This is a genomic window from Paenibacillus sp. BT-177, assembly GCF_025846815.2.
Lineage (GTDB): Bacteria > Bacillota > Bacilli > Paenibacillales > Paenibacillaceae > Paenibacillus > Paenibacillus polymyxa_C.
In genome coordinates, this window is the sequence record NZ_JAOYTP010000004.1 from 332,639 (window position 1) to 351,053 (window position 18,415).

At 45.0% G+C, this 18,415-nt stretch carries 17 protein-coding genes; 6 read left to right on the forward strand and 11 right to left on the reverse strand.

The window, feature by feature from the left end; translation table 11 throughout:
- The first annotated feature begins 242 nt into the window (after positions 1-242).
- From OIU26_RS15110 to OIU26_RS15120, 3 genes are all read left to right on the forward strand, one after another.
- Entirely contained in the window at positions 243-773 is a 531-nt protein-coding gene (locus tag OIU26_RS15110; protein ID WP_264217276.1) for a GNAT family N-acetyltransferase, read from the forward strand.
- 23 nt (positions 774-796) lie between these two features.
- Positions 797-1,171: an iron chaperone gene (locus tag OIU26_RS15115; protein WP_264217277.1), complete on the forward strand. Its 375-nt coding sequence runs from the start codon at positions 797-799 to the stop codon at positions 1,169-1,171.
- Positions 1,172-1,345: 174 nt separating this feature from the next.
- A complete protein-coding gene (locus OIU26_RS15120; protein ID WP_264217278.1) occupies positions 1,346-2,023 on the forward strand; it encodes a tetratricopeptide repeat protein in 678 nt (225 codons plus the stop codon).
- Positions 2,024-2,130: 107 nt separating this feature from the next.
- Here OIU26_RS15120 and OIU26_RS15125 read toward each other — a convergent pair whose 3' ends face one another.
- The 10 genes from OIU26_RS15125 to OIU26_RS15170 form a co-directional block, all read right to left on the reverse strand.
- Positions 2,131-2,769, reverse strand: coding sequence for a GDSL-type esterase/lipase family protein (locus OIU26_RS15125; protein WP_040101598.1), 639 nt, complete (start codon positions 2,767-2,769; stop codon positions 2,131-2,133).
- Positions 2,770-2,837: 68 nt separating this feature from the next.
- Positions 2,838-3,260, reverse strand: a complete 423-nt coding sequence (locus tag OIU26_RS15130; RefSeq protein ID WP_264217279.1) for a GNAT family N-acetyltransferase — start codon at positions 3,258-3,260, stop codon at positions 2,838-2,840.
- A 41-nt stretch (positions 3,261-3,301) separates the two neighbouring features.
- Positions 3,302-3,856, reverse strand: coding sequence for a nucleotidyltransferase family protein (locus tag OIU26_RS15135; RefSeq protein WP_016819242.1), 555 nt, complete (start codon positions 3,854-3,856; stop codon positions 3,302-3,304).
- Positions 3,857-3,876: 20 nt separating this feature from the next.
- A complete protein-coding gene (locus OIU26_RS15140; RefSeq protein WP_264217280.1) occupies positions 3,877-5,130 on the reverse strand; it encodes an MDR family MFS transporter in 1,254 nt (417 codons plus the stop codon).
- 34 nt (positions 5,131-5,164) lie between these two features.
- The gene (locus OIU26_RS15145) at positions 5,165-6,898 is read right to left on the reverse strand and encodes an ATP-binding protein (RefSeq protein WP_264217281.1); all 1,734 of its coding nucleotides are present in this window, start codon (positions 6,896-6,898) and stop codon (positions 5,165-5,167) included.
- A 49-nt stretch (positions 6,899-6,947) separates the two neighbouring features.
- Positions 6,948-8,012 carry a cobalamin-dependent protein gene (locus tag OIU26_RS15150; RefSeq protein ID WP_264217282.1) on the reverse strand — a complete coding sequence of 355 codons (1,065 nt, stop codon included), beginning with the start codon at positions 8,010-8,012 and terminating at the stop codon, positions 6,948-6,950.
- Positions 8,013-8,195: 183 nt separating this feature from the next.
- Positions 8,196-8,657, reverse strand: a complete 462-nt coding sequence (locus tag OIU26_RS15155; protein ID WP_013309820.1) for a MarR family winged helix-turn-helix transcriptional regulator — start codon at positions 8,655-8,657, stop codon at positions 8,196-8,198.
- Positions 8,658-8,856: 199 nt separating this feature from the next.
- Positions 8,857-9,306: a VanZ family protein gene (locus OIU26_RS15160; RefSeq protein WP_264217283.1), complete on the reverse strand. Its 450-nt coding sequence runs from the start codon at positions 9,304-9,306 to the stop codon at positions 8,857-8,859.
- The gene (gene rpiA, locus OIU26_RS15165; protein ID WP_264217284.1) at positions 9,306-9,974 is read right to left on the reverse strand and encodes a ribose-5-phosphate isomerase RpiA; all 669 of its coding nucleotides are present in this window, start codon (positions 9,972-9,974) and stop codon (positions 9,306-9,308) included. The genes OIU26_RS15160 and rpiA overlap by 1 nt, the downstream gene beginning before the upstream one ends.
- 60 nt (positions 9,975-10,034) lie before the next feature.
- A complete protein-coding gene (locus tag OIU26_RS15170) occupies positions 10,035-10,505 on the reverse strand; it encodes a GNAT family N-acetyltransferase (protein WP_264217285.1) in 471 nt (156 codons plus the stop codon).
- 467 nt (positions 10,506-10,972) lie between these two features.
- Between OIU26_RS15170 and OIU26_RS15175 the strand changes: the two genes are divergently transcribed.
- The 3 genes from OIU26_RS15175 to OIU26_RS15185 all read left to right on the forward strand — a co-directional run bounded on the left by OIU26_RS15175 (position 10,973) and on the right by OIU26_RS15185 (position 17,699).
- The gene (locus OIU26_RS15175) at positions 10,973-12,742 is read left to right on the forward strand and encodes a methyl-accepting chemotaxis protein (protein WP_058829450.1); all 1,770 of its coding nucleotides are present in this window, start codon (positions 10,973-10,975) and stop codon (positions 12,740-12,742) included.
- A gap of 144 nt (positions 12,743-12,886) precedes the next feature.
- On the forward strand, positions 12,887-16,582 hold the full coding sequence (locus tag OIU26_RS15180) for a non-ribosomal peptide synthetase (protein ID WP_264217286.1): 3,696 nt from the start codon (positions 12,887-12,889) through the stop codon (positions 16,580-16,582).
- A gap of 118 nt (positions 16,583-16,700) precedes the next feature.
- The gene (locus OIU26_RS15185; protein WP_264217287.1) at positions 16,701-17,699 is read left to right on the forward strand and encodes a polysaccharide deacetylase family protein; all 999 of its coding nucleotides are present in this window, start codon (positions 16,701-16,703) and stop codon (positions 17,697-17,699) included.
- Between the two features lie 88 nt (positions 17,700-17,787).
- Here OIU26_RS15185 and OIU26_RS15190 read toward each other — a convergent pair whose 3' ends face one another.
- Positions 17,788-18,408, reverse strand: coding sequence for a conjugal transfer protein TraX (locus OIU26_RS15190; protein WP_264217288.1), 621 nt, complete (start codon positions 18,406-18,408; stop codon positions 17,788-17,790).
- Between the last annotated feature and the right edge of the window lie 7 nt (positions 18,409-18,415).

Sequence of the window (18,415 nt, forward strand, 5' to 3'; positions counted from 1 at the left end):
GGCTGCTCCATTACCACATTCATTATCTTCTGATTGCCTTTTGCCGGACGCCTCCCTTGCGGTTTGCGTTCAGGCGGCAAAAGGATTCATTCGTTCCCATTGTTCAACACGTAATTCGATACTCTTCTTTAACGTTTTCTTTCAAAATCTTGAATCTTTCCCATCAGATCTGCTTAAATAGGTTTAATAGATTTTTCAGAAAACACGAATATGTACGCTAATTATAGACAGGAGGAATCATTATGCAATTTGAGACAGATCGGCTCATCATTCGTGATATTTGCAGATCCGATTGGGGAAGTATACATACCTACACGTCATTGCCTCAAGTTACTAGGCACACAGCATGGGGACCCAATACAGAAGAAGATACAAAGGAGTATATAGAACAAGTTTTAGTCTCACAGCTGGAAAAGCCACGACAAGACTACGAACTAGCCGTATGTCTGAAAGACACTGGAATTCTGATCGGCGGTGTTGGTATTCATGTCAAAGATACTAATGCAGAAATGGGTTATATTTTAAACCCAGATTATCAAGGTAAGGGTTATGCAACAGAAGCGGCACGAGCCCTGCTAGGATTTGGATTTAGCACACTTGATGTCCATCGTATTTATGCAACATGTCGTCCGGAAAATAAAGCTTCTGAGAAGGTTATGCAACAGATCGGAATGCAACGTGAAGGTATAATGCGAGAACATTGGTACTACAAAGGCGAGTTTCATGATTCATATTTGTACTCTATTCTTGCTGAGGAATATTACAGGACATAATTTTTATTTTAGGAGGGAACAACATGGAAGTTTTTGCAGAATATTTAGCGCATATTGATAACCCACAACATCGGGTCCGAACGGAAGAGGTTTTGGCTTGGGTAACCAAGAATTTCCCAAATTTATTGCCAAAAATTGCGTGGAATCAGCCTATGTTTACGGATCACGGCACATTTATTATTGGCTTTAGCGTAGCCAAACATCATTTAGCCGTTGCCCCTGAAAAGGCAGGGATTAATCATTTTTCTGAGTTAATTGTACAGGCTGGCTATAATCACACCAAGCAGTTGGTACGTATCCAGTGGGATAGTCCAGTTGATTTCTCATTACTTGAGAAAATAATCGAGTTTAATATTTTGGATAAGGCCGACTGTTCAACCTTTTGGCGGGAATGCTGAGACTTCTCATGCTCCTCTTTTTCCCCATCGATATATCAAAAGCATGTACAAGTTCCCCACCAATTCTGAAAGCTATCATCCTTCGAAATCTCATCATGCTAATGCCCCTTAAAGTAACCTATGCTATAATGTGGAAAGTATGGATAGTTACATATACAGGAGGATTGGAGCAGAATGATTGGGAAATTTTTAATTTTCTCTCTACTATGGAGTTTGCTCGGTAATCCATTTTTGGCATTGCTCGTACTCCTAATTGTGATCTATATATTGGATCGCAGCTTTGTCGGTGTATTGCCCAGCATCAGCAAACCGTGGAAAAGAAGACGCAATGCAGCACGATTGCGTCAGCAAATTGTGTTAAACACCAACGATGTGGCTGCCAAGTTTGATTTGGCACGGATTTGGATCGAAAGCAAGAAATACTCGCAGGCTTTGGAGCTACTATTGGAAATTCAATCCCGATATGAAGATTCAGCAGATTATTGGAACGCGCGGGGTACGGCTGAGGTACACATAACCCACCTGGAGGATGGAGAACAGCATTTACTCAAGGCACTGGACATTAACCCGCGGGTGCAATACGGTGAACCCTATTTACATTTAGCCGCAGCTTTCAAGGAAAGAGACGTAAATAAGTCACTACACTATCTACAGCATTTTCAGCAGATTCAGTCTTCTTCCAGCGAGGGCTATTATCTGACAGGCCTGATGTACCGTATGCTGGGACGCAAGGATGAAGCCATCACTGCATTTAACCAGTCTATTGCTGTCTATCGTTCTCTGCCCAAATACCGCAAACGAAGTGAGCGCAAGTGGGCTGCACGCAGTCTATTCCGTAAAATAATCAGCTAAATCACACGCTAAAACGCAAAAAAGAGGTTCAAGATGAACAGTTAATCTGCCATGATGAACCTCTTTCTTTATTATACTTTTTTCCGATCCAAAGCATCCTCTCACGGTCATCGTAACGGCGCATAACCAAGTCGATTCAGCTCTTCCGCAATCACGCGATAACCACGGCTGTTCGGATGTATCCGGTCCAGCGAAAGCAGTGCCCGTTCATTGCCTTCGAATATGGGATAAATGTTCGCTACCCGATAATTCGGTCCGCCCAATGTATAGAGAAACGAGTTGTATTGGCGCACATATACTCCCGCCTCCCTTACTCCTGGAAAAGGATTATATAACCCCACCATTCGGATGATAAATGGCTCACGCTGACCGGACTTTATTTGATACAGGGCATGTACAATTTGGCGTACATGTTCTTTGGTATGATTCAGCGCTTGCGGAATGGAAGAACCCGACGCGCCTGGGCTTCCAGCAAGTGTACTGATATATGGACGCAGATCATTCCCGCCGATCGTCACCGTTATGAGTTCAGCCCGGCTGATTGCCGACCGAAAAAGCGGATTGTTGCGGACCATGGACAGCAGCTCCTGCGATGTCAATCCGTTGATTCCCAGATTCTCGTAACTGACTGGCGTACGGAGATGTCTTTCCGCCATTCGCCGATAGACAGGTACAAAGCCGCCACTCAGCAACGTCCCTGCACCGGTCGTTAAAGAATCTCCAATCGCTGTGTAGTGATACGCCAATGAAACCCACCTCCCTCCGACATAACATATATTATGTAGAAAAAAGGAAGTGGGACACGGAGATTCGCTTATTCTTCGTCTATTTCATATATACAATGGAATTGCCCACCATCTGGCAAATCCTCCGATCCATATACGGCAAAACCCACGTTGCGGAAGAAATCTGCCCCCTCCGCATCTGTGTCCACCATAAGTCGCTTCGGGCTACGCTCCTTAATAAGCGTAAGCAACATCCCTCTGCCGTAGCCTCTATGACGATTTTCAGGTAATACAGCCAGATGATGGAGCACGATCGTTCCATCCTCCCGCTCCTCAAAACCGACAACACCTACAATAAGTCCTTCATCTTCCACACCGAACAACTTCCATTCATCCGAGGCTTGATAAGCACGCAAAGCCGCCTCTCCGCGTTCAGGATGATCAAGCACAGCGTAGGTAAGGAGCTCCATCACCTCCTCACGATCTGAATCTGGTTTTATATTTTTAAACATCGTTAGTCGTCTCTCCTTATAATCTGAAATGAGGTTATACTTTAGTTTTCCACAATAAGCAACGGCCAATTATCTAGCCACTGTTTTTCAAATACACGCTGACGAAAAGCCGTAGTGTGACGGAACAGGGGGCTTTGGCGTACCCGCATATCCAGCAGATCTTCCAACCCATGCGGACAAATAACCTCCATTTGATCCTTGGCATTCAATCGAATGGCTACAGCTGTTGCCGTCTCTGGCCAGCGGCTCATCGCATCCTCTATCGAGGAATACGGAGCCTCCCCATTGCGAATATGCATCCGAGCTTGATTTTTGACAGACCAGTTGCGTCCTGCCTGTTTACGATTCAAGGACTGCTCCAGAAACTCATCTCGTTCCTCTAGCGTATTTTTAGGGTCAAAATAAATAACATCGATATCGTTTAGAGGTGTAGCCGTTGTATAGCCATGAAGCTTGTCCCAAACCCGGTTTCGTACATAGCCCGCGGCTATACAGCCTTGCGGAAGCTTCAGCTCTCGCACATAGCGCAAGTCTTCCAAGACCTGTGGATCATTCATATATTGTATAATTCGTAGCACATCTTCTTCCGACTTCATCCTGTACTCAGCTCCCTTTTTTATGATGATAGTTGCTGCACAGACTCTCCACCTTGAGCCGCGAACCGGGCTGTACGCTGCGCCAAACGGCGGCGTGCGACCAGCAGGAACGGAATACCGATCACAACCGACAGTGCAACCGGAACAAACACGGCAAGCGGTGCTGTTTGACCATAGATATCCAGCAACCAGCCACCAAATAAAGGAGCCAGTACACTACCCAAATTATTAAAGCCGATCGTACCGAAGTAGGTCCCTTTATATTGAGCATCAGCAATTTGATCAATCAGTACGTCCAGCATCGTGAACAATAATACTTCGCCTACTGTAAACAACACCATATCCAGTATAAACATCCAGCCTGAGTTTAGCATACCGCACAGCAGCAAGCTGACTGCAATACATATATTCCCTGCTATTAAGGAATTCACTGGAGAAAAGCGGCTTGCCAGTCGTACCAGTGGATACTGAAAAGCCAATACGCAAACCGCGTTGACCGTTAGCATGTATGTAAACCACCGGGTACCTTCCTCGAAGGACAACGATAAAAATTGAGGCATTGTCGAATTGGAATGAGCATAGCCCATTACGCAGAATACGGTTCCCAACAAAATCGGCATAAATACGGGATCTCTGCTGGCTGTTCGGAACGCCTCGCCCATCCGCAGCGGAGCCTCTCCTGCGGTTGTGCCTACATGCAGATCCGCTGCATACCGAGTAAATTGGATCAACAGCAGCACCCCGTACAGAGCATACACACCAGCGGCTACCATAAACGGCGTACCTGTAGATGCCGATCCCAACATCAAACCAAGCAGCGGTCCTGCCACCACACCAACATTAATCGCCGCATATCTCATGTTATAGACGAGCAATCTTTTCTCCTTGGGGGTTACATCTGATAATAGCGCCCGCGAAGTTGGCTCGAACAAGGATCTGCATAGTCCGTTCAGAGCATTAATGACAAAAAAAGCCCAAGCCGCTTCTGCCAACGCAAAAGCGACGAATACAAGCGCCCAACTCGCGATGGATACCAGCATCACCTTACGCCGTCCGATCCGATCTGAAATATATCCACCGTAAAAGCTGGCAAAAATGCCGACCAGCGAGCTGACCGATACGATCACCCCCGTATGAAAGGGGGAGACCCCCAGACGGGTGGTCAGATAAATAGACAAAAATGGGATGCTCATCGAGGTCGCCATCCGACCAAAAATCGTACCCGCTATAATTGTCCAGGCCAGCGGGTGAATGGAACGCAGCTGTTCTTTCATATATATATCTTAGGTCCTCCTTCTAGGTACAAGTCTAACAAGGGGGAATCAGTCTAGACTGGTGAATATAACGTTCCAGCTCTAAGCACGTTGCCTGATAGACAGACTGGAGCGCAGACAACTTCACTTGCGTATTCTCAAGTCGGTTCTCCCGTGCAAGCTGTTCAATATCAGACAGCAACTTGGACAAACGCCCGACCCCTAGACTCACGCTGCCTGATTTCAACTCATGAGCAGCCTCTACTACTTTTGTGGCTTCGCCCGCAGCAACCAATTCTTTTAACTTGTTGATTTTGGCAGGTGTATCACTAGTATACATTTCAACCAATGACTCGAGTAATCCCGTGCTACCATCCTCATCCAGCAACATAATTTCCCGAATAACATCCTCATCCAAAATAGGCTCGGATTCCGGAACGGGTAGCCATTTGACGAGCTTTTCTGAGAGATTTTCAATCGTCACCGGTTTCGTCAAGTAATCGTTCACTCCAACCTCCCGCCCACGAGCCTGGTCTTCCTCGGACACATTTCCGGTCAAAGAAATGATCGTTACGGGCGGCTGTTGGTTTTCTACTTCCCACTGGCGGATCGCTTTCGTCGCATCGTGACCATTTAGCAGAGGCATATGGTGATCCATTAGAATGCAGGCGTAGGATCGTTCGGAGGCCGCTCTTACTGCGGCTTGCCCATCCTCGGCAAAGTCAATATGCTGGAATCCCAGGTGGTTAAGCTGTAATTGCACCACTTGACGATTCACCCGATTATCCTCAGCCACCAAAATAGCTTGAGAAAGACTATGCTCACGAAGCAATTCGCTACGTGCCGTCAATTTACCATTTTCATGTTTCTCTATTTTATCTGCCTGTCCTGATGCCTTCCTGAAGGGAATTTCAAACCAGAATGTGGAGCCTTGGCCTTCTTCGCTGACGACCCCAATCTCTCCTTGCATAAGTTTCACAAACGAGCTGCATATCCATAGTCCCAGTCCCGTTCCTCCATATTGAGAGGCGCCGCCCTCACCAGCTTGCACATAAGGCTGAAACAGCTTGTCCTGATCCTCCGGTGAAATCCCGATGCCCGAATCCTGTACTTCAAAACGAACACGTTGGGAATCTTTTGTTTCCTCAACCAATTTTGTCCGAACAACAAGGTTCCCTTCGCTTGTAAATTTATTCGCATTGTTCAACAGATTAAGCAAGATCTGCATGATCCTTGCCGAATCTCCTTCGAGATGCTCTGCCACGCCAGGATCAGTCTCTATACTCAACTGGTTGCCCATCTGATAAATTTGTGGCTCCAACAACTGGGCAACATGGCTCATAATCGCTTGGACTCTGACATTTCCGATCTCCAATTCCATCTGTCCTGCTTCTACTTTGGATATATCGAGCAGATTATTAATCATGTTTAGCAGCAGAGAGGCCGACTCACGTATCACACCGATGGCCTGCCGCTGATCTGGAGACAGTTTGGATGAAGCTAACAGTTCGATCATCCCCAGAATTCCGTTCATTGGCGTTCTAAATTCATGACTAACCACGGCGAGAAAAGTGCTCTTCAGGTCATTAGCCCGTATCGCTTCTTCCTTTGTCCGCTTTAATTCCGCATTGCTTTTGGCAAGCTGACGCTGCAGATTGACCAACTCGTTATTCATTGCTGAAAATTCATTCAGCAGCTTTTCTTCCTCAGCTTTGCTTTTCAGAACCTCATCCGTTAATTGTTCGACCGTTCTCCGCAGGACAGCCATTTCTGCTGTCGGTTCCTTCATATTAAAAGGCCCCCTTTACAAAATGACTTACGGGTTGCCAACACTAACATTATCTCTTGAGCGAAAGTATGTCCTCTGCTACCTCCAGCGCTTCCTCCGCACCTGGTGCATATCCATCCGCCCCAACTTCCTGCCATAAGTGTGAATCAAGATTAAAGGGCAAGCCACCGACCATAATTTTCACATGACTAGTAGTTGTATTTTGACGGATAACAGTAATCAACTTTTTCACCAGATGGACATGGTAAGCCATGGTAGCTGAGATAGCTACCACATCTGCGTTGTAACTTACAATGGCCTGAAGCAGGCTCCGATCAGGTACATTAGCACCTAAATAGTACGTATCCCAACCATCCATTTCGAATATATCAGCCAGCATACGCAGACCTATTTCATGCTGCTCGCTGCCTACGCATGCTCCTACAAGGCTGCGTCCCTTATTTCCAGTACCTATCCATCTGGGATACAGGCTGGAAATAATAAACTGAGTCGCAGCAGTACAAAAATGTTCTTGGCCAACCGTAATTTTGCCTTCATGCCACAGACGACCTATTTCATATTGCGAAATTTGAAAAATATATTTATAAGTATGTTGAATAGACGTACCTTCATCAAGCAAATGAACGATCCAATCCAAAGCCTGTCTGCGATTACCTAAAAGTAAATATTCCAAATATTGAGCCACATCTGCAGCATAGGGATTATCATCTGTAATAAAAGAGGCGTACTCCTCCTTCTTCCCAATTTGCTGTATCCCCAATTCCAGATGCATCAGCACCGTCGTTTTATCCGTGTGATGAAAGTGCTCTACCAACGTCTCCCGAATTAATTGAAAATTGATGATCAAATCTTCTTGGGTTATGCCGAAACCTTCTAGAAGTCTCTTTAACCAGGAAACATAATACGTAAATAAAATAGGACTGTTCACGATTACACTTTCTGCTAAATAGTTCAAACTATATATGGAGTCCTGTTTTGTCTTTATTTTACCGTTGTCCCCAAAGCGCTCCAAAAGATCCGGCTGTAATTCGTATTGTTTATGGGTAACTAGTTCAGCCAAGCCTCCTGCTTGCATTAATAGCGACTCACCTGCGGTATATTGCTGTATACTCATGTACAGCTCCTTCCCCGACAAGGTATTTGTATATGAAACAGGTTCTAGGGATGACCTCAGATCGAGACTATTAGACAATTATACCTGATTTGCGTACCTACTGCTCCAAAATTAGACAAAAAAATAAAATACCGAAAAGTCGGTATTTTATCTCAAAGCCGAATTAACCAGAATATGCAACACTTATGATCCGTTACTCTTCTGTCCCTCAGCTGTTAGTCCAAGCTTTTTTAGCAGATGAATAGCCTGCTCCTTCTCTTCGACGGATAAGCCATCCACAGTCTCCATAATAACACGATGATGCTGCGGAAATATTTGCTCAAAAAAATGACGTCCATCGTCAGTCAATTCTGCATAAATTACACGCCGATCATCTTGTGACGCACGGCGAGTAAGCAGGTTTTTTTTCTGGAGTTTATCCACCACATACGTAATATTTCCACTGGAGATCAGTACCTTTTCTCCAATTTTCTGCAAAGGCTGCGGTCCGCGATAATACAGCAGGTCGAGCACACCAAATTCAGTTGTATTTAATCCATGACTATGAATGTCCCGATTCGTGCGTGACGTGACCGAATTATAGGCACGTGCCAGAACAACGAACAAATTAAGCGCTAAGTCCTGATCATCTGGTTTTACAGACATATTAACAGCCTCCGTTACTCATATCTTTATTCCAAGATATCTTAATTGCGTACTTTTGTCAAGTTTAAGCGCTTCCCTTCCTGCTCTTACGCTCTGTTATTGTAGGAATTACCATCTATTATGCGAAAATTGCCGTTCATTATGTAGAAAAAGCCTGCCCTCGACCAGTCATTAAACACTGATATCGAGAGCAGGGCGATTATGATTCAATTCTTAATTTCTTACGTAAAAATACATAGGCAACACGTCCGTATAATACTCCAAGCACATTCAGTATGATGTCATCCACATCCATCGTACCTGCGCCCAGCAGCATTTGGTTTACTTCGAGAATGACCAATGCGGCCACCACCACTAACAGCAGCCTGCCTACCTTGCGCATAGACACCCAAATGATCGGCAAAAGAACACCAAAGGGAATGAACATACCAATATTCCCAAGCAAATTAACACCCCATACCCGAAAAGGGGACGAATGCATTGCCCGCCAGTATCGGCCAATCGTATCCAATGGAACCATATTATATGAATACGGAGGTCCTGGCCGTAATGTACGACCAAAACCGAGAAACATCCAATATAATAGAAGCCCTGTATATAATATCAATAACACGAATGCCACATTATAAAACAGACGGTTACCAGACATTATTTATTCCGTATGTCAATTTGTCCATTAGCTCGTGCGATAATGACTTGGTCCGCCATGTTAATGAACAGTCCATTATCGACTACACCCGGAATTTGATTTAAGCGAATTACCAGCTCCTGCGGGTTCTCGATCGTACCATAGCGACAATCGGCAATATAATTACCGTTATCCGTAAGGAAGCGCTCGTCGTCTTTCATACGCCATTCCGCTTTACAACCCGTCTGCCGCAGAGCCTCCAACGTCCATTCACTAGCAAAAGGCACCACCTCGACCGGCAAAGGGAATGCGCCCAGTACCTTCACATCCTTGGACTCATCCACAATAATGATTAATCGGTCGGTATTGCTTTCCACAATTTTCTCTCTCAGCAGAGCACCGCCTCCACCTTTCACCAATACCAGTTGCTCATTCACCTCATCTGCACCATCAATGGTAACGTCAAGCCTTCCAATTTGATCAAACGGAATGATGGGAATTCCCAGCTCCCTAGCCTGATCCTCCGAGGCTTGGGATGTAGCTACAGCCTGTATATGTAAACCTTGTGCCACACGCTCTCCGATTTTTTGAATAGCCCAATAGGCTGTCGAGCCTGTACCAAGTCCTACTTTCATGCCATCCTGAATCGCCTCAACTGCTTTTTCGGCCGCTTTTTGCTTCAAATTCATTATCATCTCTCCCGCTATATAGGCTAATGTTGATCAACATCTATTTTATATGAGAACGCTTTATAAAGACAGAGACAGCTTTTTACCATAACAAAGACTATTTTCATCGTGTTCATACTCCCCAAATCGTTCAATAGGTTCGTACCCTTGCTTGGTATAGAAGGCAATTGCCTCAGGTTGAGCCGCTCCGGTCTCTAGTTTAATCCTTACAACTCCCCGCTTTCTGGCTTCCTCTTCCAGAAAAGATAATAGGCTGACCGCAATTCCTTGTCTGCGATAAGAGGAATCGACATAAAATCTTTTAAGTTCCATCTCTTCCGCATCTATAGGCCTAAGCCCTCCGCAAGCAACCGGTTTTTCATCCACATACACAACAGCGAAAACCATACTTTTAACTTTTGGATTGGAAAAATCGACCAAGTAAATTTGATCAGCAGGATACCTTTCCAGCAAGTCTTCATCCAGCCTATGAATCAAATGATGCAGATCCGCGTGATTGCTCTCAACCTTTAAAATCGTAAGCTTGGACACTTTTCTCTTCCCTCTTCTCTATGCATAGATACATGGGCTCATTTCGCAAACAATTCCCGAAAACCGCGATAAATCAAGCATTTGCGGCTTCAAATATGAAAAATGTCCCAAATTGATAAGTGCATTTGACTCTATTATAAAGTATGATGGTTTCTGTTGAATAGTTGCTTATGGACTGAAATGAACTTGAATTTCAAGCGTGAGTATAAATTGGAAAATACTGAAATACACACAACGTTTACCTATTAAAAATTAATTTTTTATTGTGTTAGGTATTCATTTCAAGAGCTTTTCGTACGACATATATATAGGGATATCTTACTTGTCCTAAAAAGACTTAAGACCTATTATAAAAAAATCAAGGGTCAATTATCTCTATTTATTGTGTTTGTAAGGGGGACTTGATTATCTCATTCGATAAGCGGTTCAACACCATATACAAAAATACTACCAGGGAGTGGAACATTTTGAAAAAGTGGAGTAGCTTATCATTCTTCACCAAAAACTTATTATTATCCTTCTTCAATATCGTACTGATCGGGCTAGTCCTTATTGTATCTAGCTATTTGATCCAACGTACGATTTTGATTGACCAGTTGCATGGGCAAGTGGAAAAAATCACATTGAAGTGGGCACAAGGCATTAATTCCGATGAAGTATCCCAAGCAGTTCAAGAAAAAAATTATGATGGACCCATTCAAACCAAGCTCCGTACCTATCTTGATAACATCATGGCGACGAACCCGAATATCTCTCACGCCTATATTTTCGGAACAGAGCTGGAAAATGGTAATCAGACATCCATTATTGCCATGCCAAAAGATCTGAGAGAATCATTTGAAAAAGAAAAGATGGGTGTCGGCGCTATGTACGAGCAACCCAATGTTGTGGCTGTAGGGGTAACTAGCATGCTGGACTCCGGCAAACCTACATTCACCAGTTTCTACGATGACTCTTTTGGTACTTGGACGACTTTGATGACGCCGATTAAAGATCCTAGTGGCAAAATCTTTGCTTATTTTGCGGTCGATGCTGATGCTGGGGCTGTACCGGCTGGATTGACTAAGCTGCTCATTAGCGGCGCTACCATTTTGGTGATATTCCTACTGATCTGCCTGGCGCTTCAATATTGGGTAGTAAAACGCACACTGTCTCCGATTAAGCAACTGATGTACGGTATCAGTGAAGTAAGCAGAGGAAACCTGGATGTTCAAATTCATACTGGCCAGGATGATTTGGGACTCGTGAATCAGAACTTTAACGATATGGTAAGCCATATTAACAGCATAATGACCAAAGTGAAGCAGACTACTGATGAAGTCAATGAATCTGCGAAAGAATTACTCGCAATCTGCGAGCAAAACGGAATCAATTCCAACATCATCAACCAAAATATCAATGAAATTACGGATAATATCCGTTCACAGGAAAAAGCGACAGGCGATAGTGCACGAGCTATGGCTGAAATGGCATCAGTTATCCAAAATATTGCTACTAGTTCTTCCAATGTGGCCGAAGAAGCCAATTCGGTAGAGAAGCGTTCGAATGAAGGTAACGAGATTGTAGATAAGGTATCATCCCAAATGCATTTGATTACCGATTCAGTAACGAATACTTCCCGTATCATCAAGTTGCTGGACAGCCGTTCACAGGAAATTGGCAATATCATTAGCACCATTTCAGGTATTTCTAGCCAAACGAACCTGCTCGCCCTGAACGCTTCTATAGAAGCTGCGCGTGTCGGTGAAGAAGGTAAAGGCTTTGCCGTTGTGGCCAATGAAGTACGCAAGCTGGCAGAACAATCTGCGGAGGCAACTAAACAAATTACTTCTTTGATTGAAGAAATTCAAAGTGAAATCGGACAAGCTGTGAATTCGATGGAGCAAGGGAACGTTGAAGTTCAAAACGGTATTGTCGTTGCTGGACAAGCAGGCGAATTGTTCAATGATATTCTTCAAGCAACTAAAAATCTAGCATGGCAAATCCAAGAAGTATCCAGTGCTACGGAGCAAATATCTGCGGGGACACAGGAAATGACCGCGACAGCAGACGATCTTTCCTCCACCGTAACCAAAACAGCCAATAACAGTGTTCACATTATGCAAACGGTAGAGGAACAAAAAGCTTCTTTGGATTCTATCATCGAGTCATCCCATAAGCTGACTTCCATGTCTGAAGAGCTTCAAGAAATTACATCTTATTTCAAAATTGCAGACACAAACCGTACCAAATCATAATATCCATTTATCGATTTCAATGTATATTTCATAAGTAAGTCGTTCGGTAATGCCTCCCTCCTGTTCATCCATTTGAAGGGATCGGAGGCATTTACTAAATTTACAACTTATATTGAAACACCAAACATTCAGGAGGTTAGCGTAATGGCTTCATTACTACAAAACAGCACACAGACAGCTCCATCCCCATTCCTAGTTCCCTTGGATTTTGCACGTATACAGCGCAAGTATACATCCTCTACTTATCAAGTAGAGTTAGGAACATCCATCTCGGACCAACTGAATCAACAAAAAGTTGCGGAAGACAAACAGGCGGTGCTCTTATCAGCGTATACTGCATGGTTATATCGTCTATCCGCAGAGGAAGAAGTTTCTTTCTCTACTTTTATGCCTCAATCCGGTCTGCTTACAGCATCGTTGACAGTTGAAAAGGAAACGACTTTTCATGAACTGGCAAGCTTATTTCAGGAGATGCTCCGTGAGCCTCATGCATTCCTGGCAGAACCGCAAGCCGATACTTCATTTTCAACAACACTACCTACAGACAGCGGTGTAGAATCCCGTATTATGGACTGGGCTGTCAGTGAGAGCAATGGCACTTATCAAATACAGATTCGATATGATCAATCACTCTTGCTGGAAACAACGGTGGTCCGCTACGCTGAATACTTTGTAACCCTTCTGCGTGGTGCACTCAACAACAGCCATGCACTTGTGAATTCCATTGACATATTATCGGACGCAGATCGAGCTGCTCACGAAGCTTTAAATAATACAGTCGTAAAATATCCTGAGCATCAGACGATTCACGGAATGTTTGAAGAAGCGGCTTCCCAATACCCTAATCGTCCAGCTATTGCTTCCCATACTGGTGAGTATACGTACCGTGAATTGAACGAGCGTGCTAACCAAGTTGCACGTGTTTTGTTATCTAAAGGTCTCACCAAAGGTGAATTCGTGACCATCTTCATGGAACGAAGCTTGGAGACCGTTATTTCCCTGCTCGGCATACTGAAAGCCGGAGGGGTCTACGTTCCTGTTGATCCCGCTCACCCCGCTGAACGGAGTAGCTACATTGTCGAGGACACGCGTTCCCCATTTGTTTTAACAACTTCCGCACTCACCCAACAAGCGGCTGAACTATGCGGGTCAATTGAAACCGTAAAAGAAATATTAGCTATTGACGGACCACTGGCAGGTTATGCAGCAAGCAATCCAAACGTTGATGTAAGTCCAGATGATCTAGCTTATGTCATCTATACCTCCGGTTCTACAGGCAAACCAAAAGGTGCCCTGATCGCTCACCGCGGTGTCGTTAACCTAGGAGCTGTCGTACAACGCGATTGTGACATTACGCCTCAGGATGTATTGACCCAATTCGCCACCTATAGCTTCGATGCTTCTGTGTGGGATACGATTGGAGCCTTGTTTTACGGTGCAAAATTGTACTTGCTGTCTTCCGAAGAGCGCGTATCTGTTGAAGAATTCGCTGAAGCCATCGAACGTACGGGCACAACGATTATTACTATTTTGCCAACCGTATTCTTTAATCAGCTATCTACGTACCTGTCAGACGAAGGTTATCGTAAACTCGCAAAAGTTCGGATTGTTACTGTAGCAGGCGAAGCGCTGTATGGCTCACAAGTTCGGGCGTTCCAAAGCAAATTCGGTACAGATACCGACATCGTAAACGTATACGGACCTACCGAATGTACCGTAGCGACGACGACCCATCGAGTCCGTGGTGCCGTACCTGAGCATGTCGTTAATATCCCGATCGGTAAGCCGATTTACAATTACAAAGTGTACATCGTTAACGACGATAACAAGCTCTGCCCTGTCAATATTCCGGGCGAAGTATGCATTGCTACGCCTGCGTTGGCGCATGGCTATCTCCACCAGCCGGAGCGTACAGCCCAATCGTTCGTGGACAATCCATTTGTCCCGGGTGAGAAAATGTACCGTTCGGGGGATATCGCCAAGCTACTGCCAGACGGTACGATTGAATACGTAAGCCGGAAGGATTCGCAGCTCAAAATTCGGGGGAACCGGATTGAAATAGGAGAAATTGAAGACCATTTCTCCAAACATCCAGGTGTTCAGGACGTAGCTGTCGTTGCCGTCAAGGATCACACAGATCAGAATATGTTAGTTGGCTATTTCACCACTTCGGACGGACAGACCATTCCACAGGACGTTATTCAGTCTTATATTGGAGGCAAGCTGCCTTCCTATTTTGTACCGACCCATGTTGTTCATCTGGAAGCCATGCCTATTTCACCAACTGGCAAGATCGATCGTAAAAAGTTGGCCCTGCGGCCACTTCCTGAAGTGTCTGATGTTACGTCCAGCGGGGAACCTCTCCGCGAAGGAACTGAAACACTGATTGCCGAAGCTTGGACACAAGTGCTTGGTAAAAATAACATTGGCGCGACCGACGATTTCTTCCTGATCGGAGGCGATTCGCTTCGTGTCATTCATGTGCTGGCTATTCTGAAGCCGCGTTATGGCGCGCTGCGTATTGGAGACTTCTTCCGCTACAAAACTGTTCGTGAGCTTGCTGAATATGTAGAGCAATTAGGTACAGAACAAGCTCCTCAGCGCAAGTCACTCGCGATTTCTCAGGAAAAAACAGATTTGAATGAACATCCTATTGAGTTGCCTGGCACTTCAGATTTAGCTAAAATCCGCGACTTGCGCGTGATTTTGTTGACCGGAGCCACGGGATATCTGGGTTCACACATTCTGTATGACCTGCTCCACCGGACAGAAGCCAAAGTATACGCAATGGTACGCCCTTCTCAGGACGGTCCATCTGGCTTTGAGCGTATTCAATCCGTATTGACAGGATATTTTGGTCAAGATATCTCCAGCTTGATGGAAGGACGGGTGAAGGCTGTCTATGGGGATCTAGAGCAAGCTGATCTTGGTCTCTCTTCTGTCGACCGCCATATGCTAGAGCACCACATCGACGGTATCATTCACAGCGCCGCTGACGTTCGCCATTTTGGTGATTCGGCAACCTTCGATCGCACGAATGTGACCGGAACATTGGAACTGCTAAAAATCGCTCAAGCTAAACCAGGAGTCTCCTTCCATCACGTTTCCACTATGGGAATACCAGAGGATCTTGCAAACGAAGGAAAATGGGAATCGACATTAGAACTCTCTGCCTTCCCAGATGAACTGCACGTGGACAACCTGTACACGAACAGTAAACTTGCGGCAGAGAAGCTATTATTCCAAGCAGCTCAAGCAGGTACGCCTGTCTCGATCTACCGTGCCGGTAATTTGACCGCCCATTCGGCCAACGGACGCTTCCAGCGTAATATCGACAGCAATGCCTATTATCGTATGATGAAAGCGATGCTGCTGCTGGGCAAAGCTCCACAAGCCGATTGGCATACAGACTTTACACCGATTGATTACGCCAGCCGTGCTATTGTAGAACTGTCCGTCAAGCAAAAAAGTGCGAACCGCATTTTCCACATCTGTAATCCGAACCCACTGCCATATGATGAACTGATCGCTATGGTAAACCAGCTCGGTTACGCAGTAGAAACCCTGCCTTTTGACGATTACAGCGCTTGGCTGCTGAATCCGTCTTCTGGCATTCAGGAAGATGCACTTCACCTTGCTATGGGGCAACTCGAAGGTGATGGCGCCAAGGATTCGGCCTACCGTTACGGCTGCTCTGTAACCACAGCTCTGCTAGAACAAGCTGGCGTCCAGTGTCCGGTGACCGACCTGGAGTTTATTCGCAATATGATCGAGCATGCTGTCGAGATCGGTTACTTCCCGGCCTCATCTTCGGTATCTGCACAAGCAACACAGAGGTAACAAAGTTGTGATATTTCCCCCGCGTGTTTTCGGTATGATAGACTAGATTTTGCTAGTTTCATATTTAGTATAAACCTCTATACTTTCAGAATTTTTTGCATGCGGGGGATGTCATTCAATGAAACACACTTTTTTAAAAAGAACATTGCTAATCATAAGCTTGGTAGCTATTCTAGGGATTTTGGTGTATGAAGCACGTACTATTTATCACACACCTGTAGTCAAAGGAACTCATCGTACACGCACTGCTAATGCAGATCGACTGGTACGCCATTTATTTTCACTGACGCCTACACCAGATAGGGTATATTACCAAAACAAAGTCATTGTCCTGATGTATCATGAAGTGACCAAGACTCCACCTGATCCCGGTGCTCTCAAGCTTAGTAATTTAACGAAACAGTTGGACGAAATGAAAGCAAATGGCTTTCATTGGATCACCATGAAAGAGTATACAGATTTTATTTTACATAAAGGCAAAGTTCCCGATAATGCGGTCCTTATGACATTTGACGACGGATATGAATCCTTTTATACGGACACTTTTCCCGTATTGAAGAAATATCATGTTCCGGCCACCAATTTTCTCATTACATCCACAATCAGCAATCCTAAACATATCGGTATACCCAAGCTGACATGGGATCAAATTCATCAGATGCATGCAGAGGGCATTGATTTTTACAATCATACCAATGACCAGCATGCTTATGGATACTCCAACACAAAGCGCACCAAGCAAAAACCGCTTCTGATGGGTCCGGTGTATTCGAAAAAGCTGGGGCGAATGGAAACCGAGGAGGAGTTCAAACAGCGGGTCTATACCGATTTGGACATGGCTGATAAAAAGCTGTTCAAACATCTACACAATGATCAGAATGTACTGGCCTTCCCTTATGGTGGGTATACCAAGGAGACATTGGAAATTTGCCGCTCCTTAGGAATTGACGTTACGTTCACGGTGAAACGAGGAATTAACTCGCCAGGGCAAACGAACGGCTATCGCGTCAATGCAGGTGGAATACACAATATTCCCGAAGTATTGGTACAATATATGAAAGAAGGGGCTCCCCTTCGCCCACTTCCTTTTGCCCAAGGTCCGAATGAGGCATCTTGAACACCATAGTTTATTTAAGAATAAAAAGAACCTTTACAATCATTTTATGTCAGGATTGTAAAGGTTCTTTTGTTGTATGATTTCGAGTTTAGGGCCAGATGCGAATTAGCGCAATCACGGCTAGATGTGCCGGATAAAAGCTGCGCCACAACCAACGCGGTACCCGACGATAAAATCCGCTCTCCCCAGTGGCAAAACATACAATCAGAATGCTGGACAGCAGACTAAAGTGCTGAATATTCGCATGGTGTACCATATCATACACAACATTCAAAACAAAATGGGTAGCAATCATCATATATGAACGGGTGTATCGATAAATGAGAACAAGCAGCAGACCATAAGCTCCGTAATCCATCTGGCTGAGCTCCATAAATAGCGCTGTGAGGACGTACAGACCCGTTACAGCCACCCAATGCTTCATGCGAGATGCAGCAGCCAGCGCGAGCAACGACGTCAGTAGCGTCCAGATCACATTGGGTCTATGTACATCAAAGGCCAGCATATAGGGCACCTGGGAGATCAAGGCTAGTCCGAGCAGGCGAAGCATGTAGCTCCGCATATTTCGAGTACGGGTATAGCCCATATAGAGGGCGTACGCATAGATTGGAAAAGCAAGCCTGCCGGCAATTCTCCAAGCCGGATCTGTCGGAAAAAACACAAGTCCGACATGGTCAATCAGCATCGTCAGCATGGCCAACCAGTACATATAAGGC

Excerpts from the sequence above, each read along its gene's own strand:
- OIU26_RS15110 (WP_264217276.1), top strand. The coding sequence starts at position 243 with ATGCAATTTGAGACAGATCGGCTCATCATTCGTGATATTTGCAGATCC.
- OIU26_RS15115 (WP_264217277.1), top strand. The coding sequence starts at position 797 with ATGGAAGTTTTTGCAGAATATTTAGCGCATATTGATAACCCACAACAT.
- OIU26_RS15120 (WP_264217278.1), top strand. The coding sequence starts at position 1,346 with ATGATTGGGAAATTTTTAATTTTCTCTCTACTATGGAGTTTGCTCGGT.
- OIU26_RS15130 (WP_264217279.1), bottom strand. The coding sequence starts at position 3,260 with ATGTTTAAAAATATAAAACCAGATTCAGATCGTGAGGAGGTGATGGAG.
- OIU26_RS15135 (WP_016819242.1), bottom strand. The coding sequence starts at position 3,856 with ATGAAGTCGGAAGAAGATGTGCTACGAATTATACAATATATGAATGAT.
- OIU26_RS15140 (WP_264217280.1), bottom strand. The coding sequence starts at position 5,130 with ATGAAAGAACAGCTGCGTTCCATTCACCCGCTGGCCTGGACAATTATA.
- OIU26_RS15145 (WP_264217281.1), bottom strand. The coding sequence starts at position 6,898 with ATGAAGGAACCGACAGCAGAAATGGCTGTCCTGCGGAGAACGGTCGAA.
- OIU26_RS15150 (WP_264217282.1), bottom strand. The coding sequence starts at position 8,012 with ATGAGTATACAGCAATATACCGCAGGTGAGTCGCTATTAATGCAAGCA.
- OIU26_RS15155 (WP_013309820.1), bottom strand. The coding sequence starts at position 8,657 with ATGTCTGTAAAACCAGATGATCAGGACTTAGCGCTTAATTTGTTCGTT.
- OIU26_RS15160 (WP_264217283.1), bottom strand. The coding sequence starts at position 9,306 with ATGTCTGGTAACCGTCTGTTTTATAATGTGGCATTCGTGTTATTGATA.
- rpiA (WP_264217284.1), bottom strand. The coding sequence starts at position 9,974 with ATGAATTTGAAGCAAAAAGCGGCCGAAAAAGCAGTTGAGGCGATTCAG.
- OIU26_RS15180 (WP_264217286.1), top strand. The coding sequence starts at position 12,887 with ATGGCTTCATTACTACAAAACAGCACACAGACAGCTCCATCCCCATTC.
- OIU26_RS15185 (WP_264217287.1), top strand. The coding sequence starts at position 16,701 with ATGAAACACACTTTTTTAAAAAGAACATTGCTAATCATAAGCTTGGTA.
- OIU26_RS15190 (WP_264217288.1), bottom strand. The coding sequence starts at position 18,408 with ATGTACTGGTTGGCCATGCTGACGATGCTGATTGACCATGTCGGACTT.